Raw genomic sequence first — 16,896 nt, forward strand, 5'->3', positions numbered from 1 at the left:
GTCAGGATACTCCTGTCATTGGTTGGGCCTGAAGAGACTGCACTTCGTCGACGTAGACGGACAGATCCTCGAACTGCTCTTCGTACAGCTCGCCTTTGAGAAATTGCTCTTCCTTCCTCCACACCCGTGCGATGCGTGAAGCACCGCCGCGTGCATAGCTCCATGCGAGCAGGTCCGCAGCCCGGCGATAGAGCCGCAGACGGGATTCATCCCCGAGATGCGGGATGTGCTTTTCCTCCTCGTAACGCTTCGTGCGCTCACGAAGCATCCGGTCGAAATACTGCACGAAGCGGGCATTCGCGGAGCTATAGCTGCTGCCGTCGAAAGCAAAAATTTCGCGGGTATACACGATGGCTTCTGAATGCGCCATCATACCCCAGAACTGATCCGACACCAGGATTTCGCTGCTGCCGTCACCGTCAAGATCCCGCAGCTCCGGTGCACCACTGTTGATATAGAAAAGCAGTGTCACCTCACCCTTTTCGTTCAGGCCATAAAGGTGCATGCCGCGTGAGATCAGTGGGTTGTTCCCGCCGGCGTCCACTTCGACGATAAGATCCTGCACCCCGTCTCCAGTAACATCTCCGCATTCCGCCCTGCTGCCATCCTCTATCACATCAAAGAAGAGGCGTTTCGCGCTTCCCGCGCTGCTGTCGAATATGTCGACCCGATCGAAATTCTCCTGCAGCAGCGGATCCCCACCGAGCGTATCGGAAAGCGAAAAGAGGATTGCCTCCGCGATGCCGTCCCCGTTCAGGTCGGCGGCAAGACTGTCGACGAGACTCGCACCGCCGATATCAAATCTCCGGGCGCTTCCGGTTGAATCGAAAGAATTTCCCTGCGCTTCGTTTTTTTTCTCATCGCTTCCACAGGCAGCCAGCAGAAGCACGACCAACGCCAGCGCCACGTATTTCTTGCGAGGAAATGCGCGCCGGGTGGGTTGGGAAATGTTGATATGATGAATGCGTTGTGGCATCATGGGCATGTGATCCGGCGCTTACCAGCCTCCGGAGGAGCCTCCTCCACCGAAGCCACCGCCGCCGCCGGAAAATCCTCCAAATCCGCCGCCGCCGAAACCACCTCCGCCGCCGCCAAAGCCACCGCCACCACCGAAGGGTCCCCCGATAAACCAGATTCCACCACCTCGTCCCCCGCGGTTTCCCTTGATGATGATGAACATGATAATGAGGAAGATGATGAGGCCGATGAAATTGCCGTCTTTTTTCTTCTTCCGGCGCGGAGTGGATTCACTGACGGTGAACTCACCGGTGGCGACACGAATGGCCGTTTCCATTCCGGCGCGGATACCGCCCCCGAAATTCCCATTGCGGAAGGCCGGAGCGACGACATCACTGATAATCAACGATGTTGCGGCATCGGTCAGCGTGGGCTCGAGTCCGTACCCGACTTCGAAACGCATCTTCCGGTCGTTGATAACGACGAGGAAGAGCAGACCATTGTCCTTCCCCTCATATCCGATGCGGTTTTTTTCCACGACACGAATCGAGTAATCCTCCAGGTTCTCCCCTTCAAGCGAAGGAATAATGAGAACCACGAACTGCTGATGCCGCTGCTGATCGTACTGCGCGAGCAGCTGTTCTATGTTCTGTTTTTCACCTGAGGAGAGCACACCCGCCATGTCGTTGACATAGCTGTGCAGCTCCGGCACCTCCAGCGCTTTCGCGGCAGAAGTGCTCAGCAGTGTGAGGAGGACCAGCGATATGATACGTGCGTGGAATCGTTGCATCAGAACTTCACATCCGGTGCCTGATCAGCGCCTTCGCTTGCAGAGAACGTGGCTTTCTTCTCAAAACCTCCGATGGAGGCGACCAGCGATGTCGGGAAGCGGCGAATGGAGGTGTTGTAGTCCTGCACCGTCTGGATGAAACGACGTCGCTCGACGGCAATGCGATTCTCTGTCCCCTCGAGCTGACTCTGGAGGGCCAGGAAGTTCTGATTGGACTTCAGATCGGGATAATTCTCCTGCACCGCCATCAGTCTGGAAAGTGCACCGCCAAGCTCACTCTGCGCCTGCTGGAAGCGCTGCATGGCCTCCGGGTTATTGAGAACTTCCTCACTTACCGTCAGCTGTCCCACGCGAGAACGCATCTCCGTGACTTCTGTCAGCACGTCCTTCTCCTGTGCGGCAAAGCCTTTGACCGTTTCCACGAGATTGGGAACGAGGTCTGCACGGCGCTGATAAACGTTTTCCACCTGGCTCCACGACGCCGTCACGGCTTCCTCTTTCGTCACGAGACCATTCTGCGCTCCGATGAACCAGAACACCACGATGAGAACGACACCTGCGGCGATGATCAGCGGCAAATTCTTTTTCATGTAAACTCCACTACTGTATCAGTATTCATTCACATCATTCGATTTTTCGCCTTTATGGCATCAAGAAAAGTACGAAACGGGCGGGGGAATAAAAAGATACTTCCCTTTCCTCATCCCCTGTCCGCCTCAGCAAAAGGAAACCCGTCTTCCCCGGAATCGGGAAAGACGGGCGAAATTTCGATTGATGTCTTGGTGCCTGCCCGCCGTAGCCACGGCTACACAGAAATCGTGTTATTTCAAACGGTGGGCGAAGGCGGGTCTTGGTGCCTTCGAGTCTCTGTGCACCAAAGATCAATATCACATCAGTGTGAAGTTCACACCGATGACCATGCCCGTATTGGCGCGGTTCGCGAAATAGTCCTCGTCGTTGTAGAGGAAATATTCCAGCGTGGCTTCCATGCTGAGCTGCGGTGAGAAGAAGTAGCGCATGCCGCCGACGACGCTCATCGTAATGCCGCTTTCCGCCCTGTCGGGGGGAGCTTCGCGATTGATGACGCTGTTTTCACCGAGTTCCCAGGTCTGGTTGAAGTAGGAATATCCGAGGCGGGCGCCGGCATACGGATCAAACTGTGCACCGCTGAGCCCGTGATAGAGGGCCTGCAGCTGCACCATGAAGGTTTCGCGTCCGAGCGTCGCGCTCCAGGACTGCTCTGCAAGATCCTTGTCCTCTTCCGCGAAATAGCGGGCGATGATGCCGAGGCCGATATTGTCATCATAACCGTGTTCGTACACTACACCCCATCCCACCGGTTCCGTAAGTGTCGTTGCGTTCACACCGATATAATTGTTCCCGGCTTTATACTGCGCGTAGCCGGTCGCGCTCATGAGAATGACTGCAAGCAGAGTGAGCAGAGAGAGGGTAAACCAACGTTTCATCCCATCGTCCTTGATAAGTGAATGATGATGGTGACTGGAGGCCGGGGGAACCGGGAGTATCCGGAAGCCGGGTGAGAGAGTATTCAGGTACAGCTCAGGTAATGGCAGCGTAGAGAGCAGGATACACTTTTCCGGAACCGTAACTCTCGTTTCGATGAATCTAGTAAATTCCCGCTAAAGAGAAAAGCGTCCCGTGAAACACAGGACGCTTTTCTTTGATAAAACCACGGAAAACTCAGAGGGTGAAATCTGCCCCTACGGTCAAACCGATGCCACTGTTGAAATAATCTGTTCCGGCGATTTTAAATTCAAGGTTCCCGTTGACTGCAATCTTCGGGTTGAAGAAATAACGCAGACCACCCTGCACCGTCAGGAACAGACCACTTGAAGTGTCGAGGAAAGGGTTATCCGGTTCAATGTCATATATGGCCCAGCCGAGTCGGCCGCCCGCGTACGGATCGAGCTGATCGCCTGGCATGAAATGATACGCGGCCTGGAACTGGGGCATGATGATCGACCACGAGAAATCTCCGCGAAAATCGCCATAACTCTTACCCCAGTAGCGAATGATGCCACCGATACCGACGTTCTCACTTACGCCATGCTCGTACTGCACGCCGAAACCGATGGGATCGGTAGCGACAGTGAGCACAGGACCAAGCCAGTTACCGCGATGTCGGAACTGTGCATCGCTGCTTTGTGCGAAAAACACCATCGCGATGACTGCGATGAGCGCAGTGCGAAACACATTCTTCATAATGATCTCCTCTGATGAGTGAGCGAATTGTATGAGAGATAATGCTGAAAAATCCTATCAGTCTTTCAACAGCTCCCGCGCAATAACGATGTTTTGTACCTCGGAAGTTCCTTCATAAATCTCGGTAATCTTCGCGTCGCGAAGATAACGCTCCACGAGATACTCACGCACATAACCGTAACCACCATGAATCTGGATGGCTTCGAGTGCATTCGATACTGCTGCCCGGGATGCATACAATTTAGCCATTGCTGACTCTTTCGCAAATTTCTGATGCTGATCTTTCAGGTACGCGGCCCTGTAGGTGAGCAGGCGCGCAGCGTCGAGATCTCCCGCCATCTTTGCGAGTTTGAACTGAATGGCCTGGTGATTTGCGATCTCCGTACCGAACGCCTTGCGCTCCTTGCTGTACTTGACGGCGGCCTCGAGGCTCCCGCCGGCGATACCCAGAGCCTGCGCGGCAATACCGATGCGTCCACCGTTCAGCGTGTCCATCGCAAAGTTGAAGCCCTTGCCGACTTCCCAGATCACGTTCTCGTCGGGAACGAACACCTTGTTGAGCAGCAGCGTGCAGGTATCCGAACTGCGGATACCGAGTTTGTCTTCCTTGACGCCGTGCTCAAAACCTTCCGTGCCCTTCTCAACGAGGAACGCCGTGATGCCGCGGTAGCCCTGTTCGCGGTCGGACTGCGCGATGATGATAAAATCGTCAGCGGTGGTACCGTTGGTGATCCAGTTTTTCGTACCGGTAAGCTCCCAGCCGCCGTCCACTTTCGTAGCCTCGGTTTTCTGTGATGTCGCATCACTGCCGGCCTCCGGCTCGCTGAGTGCGAAGGCGCCAAGACGTTCACCACGCGCCAGCGGTTTGAGATATTTATCCTTGATGTGGTCCGAACCGTATTTCTGCAGACCGTAGGTGACCAGGGAATTGTTGACGGACATGATCACGCCGACGGAGGCATCGACCGCGGAGATTTCCTCCATGGCGAGCACGTAGCTCATCGTGTCCATCCCCGCACCGTCATAATCCGGATCCACCATCATGCCGAGGAAGCCAAGCTCGGCAAGTTTCTTGACGATATCGTGGGGAAATTCAGCGTTTTTATCGCGCTCCACCGCGGTGGGAGCGATTTCTTCGCGCGCAAATTCGCGTGCGGTTTGCTGAATCATTTTTTGATCTTCAGTCAGATCGAATTGCATAATCAGTTTCCTTGCTCTGGAGTTTGAGGAATTCGTCAGGACAGCGAGCGGCGTCAGGACTGTGAGTAGTCGTAGAAGCCTTTTCCGCTCTTGCGGCCGAGATGACCGGCGGCAACCATTTTCTTCAGCAGCGGACAGGGACGATACTTGGGATCACCGAGTCCTTCATGCAGCACATTCATGATATCGAGACAGACGTCGAGTCCGATGAAATCTGCCAGGGTAAGCGGTCCCATGGGATGCGCCATTCCCAGCTTCATCACGGTATCGATCGCCTCGACTGTGGCTACACCTTCCATGAGGGCATACACGGCCTCGTTGATCATGGGCATGAGGACGCGGTTGGACACAAAGCCCGGATAGTCCTGCACCTCCACCGGCGTCTTGCCAAGCTTCTCCGACAGCTCGTGGATGGTCTTGTACACGGCATCGGAGGTTTCGTGACCGCGAATGATCTCGACAAGTTTCATCACGGGAACCGGGTTGAAGAAATGCATGCCGATCACCTTGTCGGGACGCTTCGTCACGGCACCGATTTTGGTGATGGAAATGGAGGATGTGTTGCTTGCAAGAATGCAGTCTTCCTTTGTCGTTGCATCAAAGGTGCGGAAGAGGTCTTTCTTGATATCCTCGTTCTCCGATGCGGCTTCGACGACGAGGTCCGCGGCGCCGAGTGCGGCTTCAAGATCCGTTCCGCCATTGATCCGTCCGAGAATCTCGTTCTTCTGTTCCTCGGTGATCACTTCCTTCTTGACCTGGCGATCGAGGTTTTTTCCGATGGTCGCGAGTGCGCGATCAACGAATTCCTGCTTGATGTCGACGAGCTGCACCGCGTATCCACCCATCGCGAACACGTGCGCGATGCCGTTTCCCATGGTGCCGCCGCCAACGACGGTTACGTTTTGCATGGTTGATCCTGTATCAGATGAAAAAAGTGGATTCTCAGCGTTCGACGACGAGCGCACTGGCTTCACCGCCACCGATGCACAGCGATGCGAGTCCGCGCTTCTTGTCGAAACGCTTCATCGCGTACAGCAGGGTAACGAGCACACGTGTCCCCGACGCGCCGATGGGATGTCCCATCGCCACCGCGCCGCCGTGCACGTTGACCTTTGCCGGGTCCAGTTTAAGGAGATCATTGTTGACGAGGGAAACGACGGAGAAAGCTTCGTTGATTTCAAACAGGTCGATGTCTTCCACCGTCATGTCGGCTTTCTGCAATGCCTTGTTCACCGCATCGGCGGGAGCCGTCGTGAACCATTCCGGCGCCTTGGCGGCAGAGGCCTGCGAAACGATGCGCGCGAGGGGTTCGAGTCCGAGTTCCTTCGCCTTCGCTTCCGACATCAGCACGACAGCAGCCGCACCGTCATTGAGCGACGAGGCATTGGCCGCAGTCACGGTACCGTCTTTCTTGAATGCGGGACGCAGCGAGGGGACTTTCTCAAACTTGATCTTGCGAATATCCTCATCCTCGGAAACGATAATGGGGTCGCCCTTGCGCTGCGGCACTTCCACGTTCACCATCTCATCGTTGAAGCTGCCGTCTTCCAGGGCCTTGAGCGCGCGCTTGTAGCTTTCGATGGCGAACTCATCCTGACGCTCGCGAGGAATGTTGCATTCGTCTGCACAGAGTTCCGCGGCAATGCCCATGTGATAATCATTGTAGACATCCCAGAGTCCGTCCTTGATCATGCCGTCCACCAGCGTGGAATGACCAAAGCCATATCCCGTGCGGGCCTTGTCGAGGTAGTACGGGGCGTTGGACATACTTTCCTGTCCCCCGGCGACCACGATATCGGCATCTCCGGTCATGATGGCCTGGGCGCCGAGCATGACAGATTTCAATCCCGAACCGCAGACTTTATTGATCGTCATGCAGGGAACCGACTGCGGCAGTCCGGCAAACAGGGCCGCCTGGCGCGCGGGTGCCTGTCCCACTCCTGCGGTGAGCACATTGCCCATAATCACTTCGGAAACGTCTTCAGGCTTCACATTGGCGCGACTGAGCGCTTCCTTGATGGCGATGGCTCCGAGCTGCGGGGCCGTAAATGATTTGAGTGCGCCGTTGAAGGCGCCGATGGGCGTTCGAGCGCCGCTTACGATAACCACGGTGTTCATAGTATTTCCATGCACTGGTGAAAGAAATGCGATTATACGTTCCTGATATCCGATGCGCGAAAAGGGCACTGCGCTTCACAGCGGTTCAATTTTGCTACAGAGCTGCTGTTCGGCGTATGACGCGGAATGGGAGGAAGGCGGGAGAGACTCCCGCCTCGCTCAACTGTTCATGTACTTGAGGAATTCCTTGTTGCTCTTGGTGCCGCGCATTTTCTCGATGAGGAATTCCATGGCCTCCACGGTGGTGTATTCGCTGAGAACCTTGCGAAGTATCCACACGCGGCTGAGTTCCTCCGGTGTGAGCAGCAGGTCTTCCTTGCGGGTTCCGGAGCGGTTGACGTCCATTGCCGGGAAGACGCGGCGGTCGGAGAGTTTGCGGTCGAGCACGATTTCCATGTTACCCGTGCCCTTGAATTCTTCAAAGATGACCTCATCCATGCGGCTGCCGGTCTCGATCAGCGCGGTGGCGATGATGGTCAGACTGCCGCCCTCTTCCACGTTGCGTGCAGCGCCGAAAAAGCGCTTCGGACGATGCAGCGCATTGGCGTCGACACCACCGGAGAGGATTTTTCCGGAATGCGGCACGACGGTATTGTGGGCGCGGGCGAGGCGCGTGATCGAATCGAGCAGGATGACCACATCCTTCTTCGATTCCACCAGGCGTTTTGCTTTTTCCAGCACCATATCCGACACCTGCACGTGGCGCTCGGGCGGTTCGTCAAAGGTCGAACTGATAACCTCCGCCTTGACCGAACGTTCCATATCGGTGACTTCTTCGGGACGCTCGTCGATGAGCAGAACGATGAGGATCACTTCCGGATGATTGGCGGAAATGCTGTTGGCAATTTTCTGCAGCAGGATGGTTTTACCGCTTTTCGGGGGAGAAACGATGAGACCGCGATTCCCCTTCCCTATCGGTGTCAGCAGATCCATGATCCGGGTCGATAGATCATTCGGCGCGACTTCGAGCGCCAGCCGCTCGTTCGGATACAACGGCGTGAGGTTGTCGAAAATTGTGCGCTCACGAATCTTTTCAGGACCATCATGGTTGACGGCCTCGACCTTCAGCAGTGCGAAGAAACGCTCCCCTTCTTTCGGGGGACGCACCTGTCCGCTGATGGTATCTCCCGTACGCAGCGAAAATTTCTTGATCTGACTCGGAGAAACGTAGATGTCGTCGGGAGAGGGGAGGTAGTTATAGTCGGCGGAACGCAGAAAGCCGTATCCGTCTGGCAGCACTTCGAGCACCCCCTTGCTGAAGCTCATACCATCTTTTTGCGTCTGCGCTTCCAGGATCTTGAAGATCAGCTCCTGTTTGCGCAAGTCGCTGTAACCGGAAATCTGCAGGTCTTTCGCGATCTGGGAAAGCTCCGCAATACGCTTGGACTTGAGTTCCGCAATGTCCATCGTCATGATGTGTACCCTGTGGAAATAAAACGGTAAAACATGATAATCGTCTATGTCGGTGAGACCACGTCCGTGGTCAGAAATTCGCGGCACAAATCGAATCCAGAGGGATCAGGCGACCCTGGAGAATGCGTGTGCCGGCACACGCTGTACAGCAGTATATATTCTTGTGGTGATTCGATTGCAGGTGCTGTTGAAAGCAACGCGGAGTCCGGGAGATGAAACCGGGATGTGCCGATGGATGTGATGCAGGTCCCGATGTCTGGAAGGATGAGGCTCCATTGCAAATATCATTCTCATCCATAAAAGAATCAAGGCTGAACTCAGGACAGGTGCATTTTTTTCGGCCATTCCCGGAGGAAAGCCCCCACGACGTAATGGGAACCGAAAACAAGGGCACTGCCGCGTGCTGCATGCGTTTTCTCCCGAAGCCATGCCAGGCTGCTTTCTGTCGATTGTACGTGTAATCCCGCGCGTTCTGCCTCCCGGCGCATGTCATTGAGGGATTTCGCCTCGTGCGAGTGTGCCTCGATGAGCGTGATGCTGCGGAAAGCCTTGCGTGTGAGAGGAAGTAAAATACCTCGCAGATCCTTTTGTTCCAATACCCCGAGAAGAATATCCGTTTCCTCGGCGGAGCGGATACTGAGCCAGGCATCGAGCATGGCCATGACGCCGTCGGGATTGTGCCCGACATCGATCACGATTTCCGGTGCCTGCTGCAGACGCTCGAGCCTGCCGCGCAATCCACTGCGCACCCTCACCTCACGCAGTCCCGTTCGCATGCTCTTTTCATCGATTAAGGGGAGGGACGTCGCTGCCAGCAAGCCGAGCACGGCGACGGCAAGCGCGGCGTTCTCCACCTGATGCTTTCCGATCAAGCCGATCTCACTTGTGCCGTTCAATCCCGGAAGCTCACAACGCATCATGTCCAGGTCCACGATTTCCGGTACCTCCCGAGGCACATCCACGACATGCAGTGGGGCGCGGCGGTTGGTGGAAATCCCTCGAAGCACGGCAAGCGGCTCTTCACTGCGCACAGTGGTGACGACAGGGACACCCGGTTTTATGATCCCTCCCTTTTCCGTGGCGATTGATGTGAGCGTGTCGCCGAGAAATTCACGGTGTTCGATGCTGAGGCTGGTAATCACGGAGAGTACCGGCGTGACGACGTTCGTCGCGTCCAGTCTGCCGCCCAGTCCGGTCTCGATCACGGCTACGTCCACTTCCCTGTCGGCGAAGTACGCGAAAGCCATGAGCGTGGTGGCTTCAAAGAAGGTCGCGTTCAGGCGTTCAATGTCGGGGCGCAGTCTCTGCGCGTATTCAACAACAGCATCACTTGAAATTGGTGTGCCGTCAATCCGAATGCGTTCGGAAAAGTCGACGAGATGCGGCGAGGTGTAAAGGCCCGTCCTGTATCCCGCGGCCTGCAGCGCCGCTGCGATAAAACTGGCGGTGGAGCCTTTCCCGTTGCTCCCGGCGATATGGATGACCGGGTATTGCTGCTGGGGGTTGCCCCAGGCCTCAGCAAGACTGCGGATGTTCTCCAGTCCGAGTTTGATCCCGACGAACTGCAGGCCGAACAGCCAGTCAACGGTATCGTGATAGCTCAGGGCTTGATCGTCCACGAAACGGTCTCATCGGGTTTGACAAACAGCACCTCGCTCACCGTGTTCCCGAAAGCATCCATCACACGTACATGTGTCGTCCCGTTACCGGTAGAGTACACCTGCGATTCGCCGTCGTACTGGAATCCCGCATACTGTCCATCGACATAGATGTCGAGCACCCTGTCACATGCGTTCTCAACGCGTACGAAACCGAGAAAATCACCGTCGCCCCGCTGATCGGCAAACATCTGTACGCTGTCTTCCAGCCTGGCGATCAGTGTGGCAGAGGAGGGAATCATGCTGGAAGCCAGTTTCACGGCCTGCACGGCCTCCATGGATTGCTGTTCCTCGGCAATACGTGCTGCCTCGCTGAGAAGCTGCAGCGAATTCACCGTGGATGCGTTTTTTCCTGAAAGCTTCTCCGCGAATGCGAGCTGCACCGCCAGGGCGGCGACGGCAGATGCGTCCGCATCGCGACGCGCATCGTCCACACGCGCACCGAATCCCCTCATCACATCGGTCTGAAAACCGAACTCCGTGTTCAGATTGACATACTCGAGCTTCGGAAATACGGGTTCACCCAGCGTCGACGTTTTTTCCTGTGCAGATGCGTGTGCGGTCACGAGCAACGCGAATGCTATAAGTATCAGTCTATGCTGTTTCATTGTTGACCTCCGGAGTTGATACGTACAGGCAAATCTGAGCCGCTTCTACGTCAGAAGCAAGCTACCGGTTCCCGAACCTCACCGCACGGCGATAGCAGTTCCCGATACCGTGTCACCTGTTGTCGCCGATGTAGATGAAAGCTGCCCAGTAGTAAGGGAAAACCCAGTCCGGGTCGGCCGGGTTGTTGAGCATGCTGAGGGCGGCGCGGCGGGCGGACTGCATTCTGCCATGATGCCGCTGCAGCCAGCTGCGGTAGAACAGACGCATCCAGGAGAGCGTGGCTTCGTCGTCGACGTACCAGAGGGATGCGATAACGGCTGGCGTCCCGGCATACATGAATGATCGTGTGAGTCCGACCAGGTCATCCCCCGGTGAAAAGCCTCCCTCCTCGCCGGCGAGCTGCGCGGTCTGACAGGCACTGAGCGTAACAAGCAGCGAGTGCAGGTCCAGGTTGAAAATTTTTGCAACGGTCAGGTCCCCGTTGTTCACACTGTCAGGATGCGCCGCTGCAAGGAGAATGCGTGACTGCATCGGATTCTTCTTGTTCAGCTCGCCATGCGTAGCGAAATGAAGAATATCCTTCTGGCCGATTTCCTTTTTTACGACGGACTCTTCCGCCTCTTCCCTTTTGAGCAGAAGTGGATGCGGTGCGTAATGCGCCACGGTATCTGCTTCGATAAGTGCACCGGGCAAGGGACGCCGACGGTATTTCGGATCGGCATACAGCGGGTCGCCGACGATGAGCGCCGAATGCGCGGTGTCCATTTCCTTTTCCAGCGCAAAACCGAGAACGCTGGCCGAGGGCAGATATGCGATGGCGTAATCTTCGATCAGGTAATGAGGCCGTGCCACATGGATGCTGTCACGCATATCGATACCGCGGACCGGCACCAGCGCCTGGAATGGCAGATGATGCAACGGGCCATGGGGAATGATATACAGCTGTGTCGCGTCTTCGAGATACTTCTCCATGGGCGCAAAGAGGCGCGAGTACATCCCCGTGAGCTGAAACTGCCAGCTGTTGTCCGTTGACGTTGCGTACCAGCGCTGCATCGCCTCCTGCGGCGTTGCTCCTTCACCCAGCCGCTGCTCGCGGATCACGGCGGTTTTCTGCATGGGATAGTCATAATACAGTGCGCGCCGCAGTTTCTCGATATCCCGCTCCAGCGCCTGTCCGCTGCTTACATTCACCTCTTCCACCGCCACCGTGTCACGACGGATGACAAAGACGAAGCTTCGTTTTTCCCCGAGAAAATATTCAACCAGCGCCGTACTGTCATCGAGCATGCTCTGCAGGGAATCGATACTCAGCGGATCAATGCTTTTGACGGATGCATATTCCGGATCTTTCTCGCGCAGCGCGGAGATGACTTCCTGGTGGCTCTCAATGGCCGCACCGAGCTGTTCGGTGCTGTCGGGCGCGCTGAGCAATGCCGCGATGCGATGCTGCAGCGCCTGCTCACGGTCAACGAGTGCCTGGACATCCGGAGGACGCTCTTTCCCCTCACCCACCGCCTTGTTGCCGATCATGTCGAGAAAAGAACGTGCCTTCGCGCGTTCAACGTACATGAAGGCTTCATCGACTTCATGCATATCGACCAGCAGCGCAATGAGGTTCTCGTAAATGAAGTACTTGTCGGAAATGAAACTGCTGCGAATGTCAATCGACGATATGCTGCCACGCAGCTGCTCGATGATGGCGATACTCGTACGCAGCGCCTCAGCCGCGGCATCCCTCTGTCCGAGCCGCAGCGACAGCAATCCGATATTTCCGAGTGCCAGAGCGCGGTGCACACGATATCCCGCATCCCTGTATAATTCCTCTGCCGCCCGGTACGATGTTACGGCGCTGTCGAGCTGGTTTGCGAACGCGTAGTTGTTGCCGAGGTTGAGCCAGGCGTCCGCAGTGGGATGCTGCGCGAGTGATGCATGCAGCAGCTGCCGCGCCTGTTGCAACAGTTCAGTGAAGCGAACGCGATCACCCTTCAGGCGACTGTCAACGGCATAGTGGTTATATACGTCGGCAAGGTTGTAGAGCGACACGGCGATGCGGAAATCATCCCGGCTTTCCCTGTCGTACGCGAGCACCGCGTTGAAGCCTTCGATGGCATCTTCATAGCGTCCACCGTTTTTGTACACGACGGCGATGTTGCTCCGTACGTTCTGTCGTTCATCGAGCCATATCCGCGGTGGTTCCGCGCCGCTGCTGTCGGCCTGCGCGATTCCGCGTTCCAGCAGCTGGAGGCTGTGCTGATACCAGTTCAGCGCTTCATCGGGCTTCTCATAGGCCAGGAGGATGTTGCCCAGCCATTTTTCGCACTGGGACTGCAGGAGCAGGTCATCGTCCCGTTTGGCTGCAGCGAGAATAGATTGAAAATGTTTCTGCGCGCGATCGAATTCGGAACGGTCATACATCGCCCTGCCTTCGCGGATGCGTCCATCCTCCTGCACAGTGCCCGTTCCGCCACAGCCGAAGAGGCTCAGGAGGAGGGAGAGCAGCAGGACGGACGGCAGGAGTTTCATTCGCTGCCGAGACGGACAGTGGGCGTGAGAATACGGGGCGCGAGTGTAGACACCTGGTTGCCGAAGCGGAGGAACATATGCGCGAGTTCCTGCCGTGCATACGCACTCCCCGCATCCGTGGATGCCAGGATGCGCAAATGTGGTATCGCATCCGCGAACAGCCTCTCCCGTTCATCGAGATAGTAACGACTCAGGAGCATGTGAAATGAGGTCTCATCGATACTGCCAAGCTCAAGCATGCGCTGGAGTCCGGCAGCATGCGCGTGCGCGTCCGCCAGACCGCCATCATCCACATACACGAACACAGCATCAAGAATTCCCTTTTTCGGCTGCCCACCTTCCGGGAGAATGGTCCAGGAATAGTGTTTCCGGGCTGCTGCTTCAAACCCTTTCGGCATTTGCTCGAAACGGAAGGTCGCGAGCATACCGGTTTTTCCACGCACGGTGCGCTCTGCAATGGTCTCGTAGTGTGCATCACGAAGGATGAGCGTGTAGCTGCGTTCCACCGGCCCGGCGGTCGTGTCCGTATCAAACCAGCAAAAAAGCGGATTGGGATCTGAGACGGTCAGGCGTGGTGACACGGCGATAACCTCCGCATCAGCGCGAATGCCGGAGACAGAGGCGAGCTGAGACTGCCAGAAATCATCATCCTGGCCGGCATCGACTCCATCGGCGGCAACAGTCATGCCGTCGTCCGGACCGAGTCCTCGCGTCGCAGCTCCACTCGAAATCGTGCAGCTTGCACGATCTTCACCAACGGTAAGGGATTCACCGGCAGAAAGCGCCAGATATTCACCGGTGAGAAACACCAGCGCTGCGGAACCTTCCTTGACGTTGACTACGTCCCCTGTTCTCAGGCGTGTTCCGATTTTCAATGCAGCTTCTGCCTCACCGGTGCGGAGCGTTACCGCTCCTGAAACAGAGGTCACCAGGGCGACCTCCTTCCCCGGTTCATCCGCGACGAGGCGTACCTGAGCAAACAGTGAAGTGAGAAAGAGCGCGATAATAAGGTATGTGCTTTTTTTCATGGCACTCTCACCAGGTCAAAATTGGCAAATTGTTCCAGACGCGGGACCATGGGATTCTGACTTCCTTTCGTCATCGACCGCACAGCCGTGCTGACATACAACTGCAGCTCACTCCAGTCCACCACCTTGTCGCCGGTAAAATCCGCCTTCCCGCGCAGTCCATCGAGCAATGCGCGTGTGAAGGCACCGTGTCCCCAGCTTCGGTCTTCGTATGAAAATTCATTGCCCGAGCTGGAGGTAAAGACGATGCCGACATCGCCGGCGAGCGATGCGGCAACCTTTTCATTCGAAGCGCCGCCGGACAGATCTCCGGAATGGCAGGCATCCAGAAGCAGAATGACACGCCCCGCGTCAAGTTCAGCGATCTGCTTCGAAAAATCACTCCATGCCATTCCTTTCTCACGTACTGTCGTTCGTGTGACACCCGCAGGCAGATAATAATATTGCGTGCTGCCGTCCGTGCCTCGTTCGCGTACACCATGGCCGCTGAAATACAACAACAGCACATCCTGTGCGCCGGCATCCTTGAATTCCTGCAGGGCCTTGAAAATGTTCACCCTGCTCGCATCACGATTGATCAGTGTCTTCGCATACACGCGTGAATACATGCCTCCTTCCTGCCGCATCAGCTCATCCGCCAGCGATTCCGCGTCCACGCTGGCGAAGGACAGATCGGGATAGGCAGGCGCATACTTGTCTGCGCCTACCGTGAGCACATACAGACTGGGATTTTCCAGCCTGTTGGTTTCCACCGTAATTTCCGCGCGTTGCCGATCGCTGCGCACACGCGCCGCGTTCACTGCGACAGCTTCAATACTGTTGCGGCCCGGCAGGACAGCAATGCGCCAGCGCATGCGCAGAAGCGTGTCATTGCGTGCGAGCACTTCGGCGGAAAGGAGCTGCTCTGCACGGAGCTGTCTTCCGTTCCTCAGCAACTGCAAACTCTGAATGTGTCGGCTGTCATGTGCCTCGGCCTCGACGATAATTTCCACTTCCTCACTGCCGAAAACGAAAAGCTGATTCTGCCGCGGCGAGAGCAAACGAACGGTCGGAGGATCATCGATGCGTTCCATCCGGCCCTCGGGAGTATAGCCACCGCGCAGCACATCCTCGATAATCGAGGGACGTTTGTAGAGGTTCGCATATCGCTCCAGTGGGAAAAGCTGTTGTCCTTTTTTCCACTGCACGTAACGATCGCCGTAGGCCGAACAGTCATAGTATCCGTCGGGAGTAAACGACAGCCACTGTCCGTCGCTGAATCCGACCATATCGAGCAGCAGGGTTGCATCTTCACCGCGCCAGAGTTTTACTGCGCCATCGGTATGCGCGCTGCAGATGCGTTTGGAATCCGAATCAAACACTGCCCGCATTGTACCGTATGATTCGGCCGGAAGTTTCATTCGCAAAAGACGCCGTTTCCAGTCCCATATTTCCATGCGGCCATTCATGCGTCCAATCAACAGGTTTTGTTCATTTCGGTTGAGTGCGAGCGAATGCGCATAGCCATTGTCGAGTTCGAACTCGCGGAACAGCGCCCTGGTATCCATATCGAACGCCTTGATCTGCCCATCGGCACCTCCGGAGAACAGGAATCTGCCATCGCCGCTGAAGAGCAGTGAGCGCGCGAAACGGCTGTGGCGCCCGATCACTCCTTCGGAAGTCCCGTCCTTCAAATTCCATAGCGCTACCGTACCATCCTGTCCCGCGGCAGCGAGCAAGCTGCCGTCCGGCGAAACGGCAACGGCATGCACCCAGAGCATACCGGCCCTGATTTCACGCAGCTGTACGCCGTCATCGAGCCGCCATATGCGAATGAAATCATCCCTTCCCGCGGTCACGATGAACGCGCCATCAGACGTAATCGCAAGGTCTGTCACATACTCCTTGTGGGCCGGCGCCGCATAGTACTGCACGCCGCTCTGCGCATTCCAGACGATCAGTCTCCCCTTCATATCTCCAACCGCCAGGAAACGTCCCGTGTGATCAAGGGCAAGCGCTGTCATCAGCGTTGAAGCCTCCGGCTTGAACATGCGAATGGCTTCGCCCGTAGTCAGGTCCCACGACTTGGCAGTACTGTCTCTCCCACAGCTGTACAGCGTATTTCCGTCGGGCGAAAGTGCGATGTCCCACACGGCGCCTGATTTTCCCTCGGTTAAATGCAGGGATACCCCCTGTTGCGCGAGGAGGGGAAGCGGTGCTATGAGAAGAAGCACCGGAAGAAAAAACAACAGGCAACAGTGACGGACTGCGGTCATGAATTATCCATTTGCGTTTAAAAACTGTGGAAATATACAAAACCGGGAGCGTATTGACAGAAAACAGGTGCCAGGCGCTGTCCTTTTTCAGGTCAGGCTCTTGACTCGCAAGCCCCAAGTAT

The 16,896-nt window shown here is 56.3% G+C and carries 14 protein-coding genes; all 14 read right to left on the bottom strand.

Features of this window, described 5'->3' with window-relative positions; translation table 11 throughout:
* Window position 1 precedes the first annotated feature (1 nt).
* Complete coding sequence (locus tag KQI65_09560) at window positions 2-976, bottom strand: VCBS repeat-containing protein (GenBank protein MCB2204983.1); 975 nt, start codon at window positions 974-976, stop codon at window positions 2-4.
* Window positions 977-997: 21 nt separating this feature from the next.
* A complete protein-coding gene (locus KQI65_09565; protein MCB2204984.1) occupies window positions 998-1,747 on the bottom strand; it encodes a TPM domain-containing protein in 750 nt (249 codons plus the stop codon).
* Window positions 1,747-2,337 carry a LemA family protein gene (locus KQI65_09570; GenBank protein ID MCB2204985.1) on the bottom strand — a complete coding sequence of 197 codons (591 nt, stop codon included), beginning with the start codon at window positions 2,335-2,337 and terminating at the stop codon, window positions 1,747-1,749. Before KQI65_09570 ends, KQI65_09565 begins: the two co-directional genes overlap by 1 nt.
* A 297-nt stretch (window positions 2,338-2,634) precedes the next feature.
* Window positions 2,635-3,213 carry a porin family protein gene (locus tag KQI65_09575; protein MCB2204986.1) on the bottom strand — a complete coding sequence of 193 codons (579 nt, stop codon included), beginning with the start codon at window positions 3,211-3,213 and terminating at the stop codon, window positions 2,635-2,637.
* Window positions 3,214-3,448: 235 nt separating this feature from the next.
* Window positions 3,449-3,970 carry a porin family protein gene (locus KQI65_09580; protein ID MCB2204987.1) on the bottom strand — a complete coding sequence of 174 codons (522 nt, stop codon included), beginning with the start codon at window positions 3,968-3,970 and terminating at the stop codon, window positions 3,449-3,451.
* Window positions 3,971-4,027: 57 nt separating this feature from the next.
* Window positions 4,028-5,170 carry an acyl-CoA dehydrogenase family protein gene (locus KQI65_09585; protein ID MCB2204988.1) on the bottom strand — a complete coding sequence of 381 codons (1,143 nt, stop codon included), beginning with the start codon at window positions 5,168-5,170 and terminating at the stop codon, window positions 4,028-4,030.
* A 53-nt stretch (window positions 5,171-5,223) separates the two neighbouring features.
* Window positions 5,224-6,078 carry a 3-hydroxybutyryl-CoA dehydrogenase gene (locus tag KQI65_09590; protein MCB2204989.1) on the bottom strand — a complete coding sequence of 285 codons (855 nt, stop codon included), beginning with the start codon at window positions 6,076-6,078 and terminating at the stop codon, window positions 5,224-5,226.
* 34 nt (window positions 6,079-6,112) lie between these two features.
* Window positions 6,113-7,288, bottom strand: a complete 1,176-nt coding sequence (locus KQI65_09595; protein ID MCB2204990.1) for an acetyl-CoA C-acetyltransferase — start codon at window positions 7,286-7,288, stop codon at window positions 6,113-6,115.
* A gap of 159 nt (window positions 7,289-7,447) precedes the next feature.
* Window positions 7,448-8,695: a transcription termination factor Rho gene (rho, locus tag KQI65_09600; protein MCB2204991.1), complete on the bottom strand. Its 1,248-nt coding sequence runs from the start codon at window positions 8,693-8,695 to the stop codon at window positions 7,448-7,450.
* Window positions 8,696-9,018: 323 nt separating this feature from the next.
* The gene (locus KQI65_09605; GenBank protein ID MCB2204992.1) at window positions 9,019-10,320 is read right to left on the bottom strand and encodes a bifunctional folylpolyglutamate synthase/dihydrofolate synthase; all 1,302 of its coding nucleotides are present in this window, start codon (window positions 10,318-10,320) and stop codon (window positions 9,019-9,021) included.
* Window positions 10,302-10,967, bottom strand: coding sequence for a hypothetical protein (locus KQI65_09610; GenBank protein ID MCB2204993.1), 666 nt, complete (start codon window positions 10,965-10,967; stop codon window positions 10,302-10,304). The genes KQI65_09605 and KQI65_09610 overlap by 19 nt, the downstream gene beginning before the upstream one ends.
* 112 nt (window positions 10,968-11,079) lie before the next feature.
* Window positions 11,080-13,491 (bottom strand): CHAT domain-containing protein, encoded by a 2,412-nt coding sequence (locus tag KQI65_09615; protein ID MCB2204994.1) that lies wholly within the window; start codon window positions 13,489-13,491, stop codon window positions 11,080-11,082.
* Window positions 13,488-14,519 carry a hypothetical protein gene (locus tag KQI65_09620; GenBank protein MCB2204995.1) on the bottom strand — a complete coding sequence of 344 codons (1,032 nt, stop codon included), beginning with the start codon at window positions 14,517-14,519 and terminating at the stop codon, window positions 13,488-13,490. The genes KQI65_09615 and KQI65_09620 overlap by 4 nt, the downstream gene beginning before the upstream one ends.
* A complete protein-coding gene (locus tag KQI65_09625; GenBank protein ID MCB2204996.1) occupies window positions 14,516-16,774 on the bottom strand; it encodes a caspase family protein in 2,259 nt (752 codons plus the stop codon). The genes KQI65_09620 and KQI65_09625 overlap by 4 nt, the downstream gene beginning before the upstream one ends.
* Between the last annotated feature and the right edge of the window lie 122 nt (window positions 16,775-16,896).

The sequence above is a fragment of the bacterium genome (assembly GCA_020444325.1).
GTDB lineage: Bacteria > Bacteroidota > Ignavibacteria > SZUA-365 > SZUA-365 > BM516.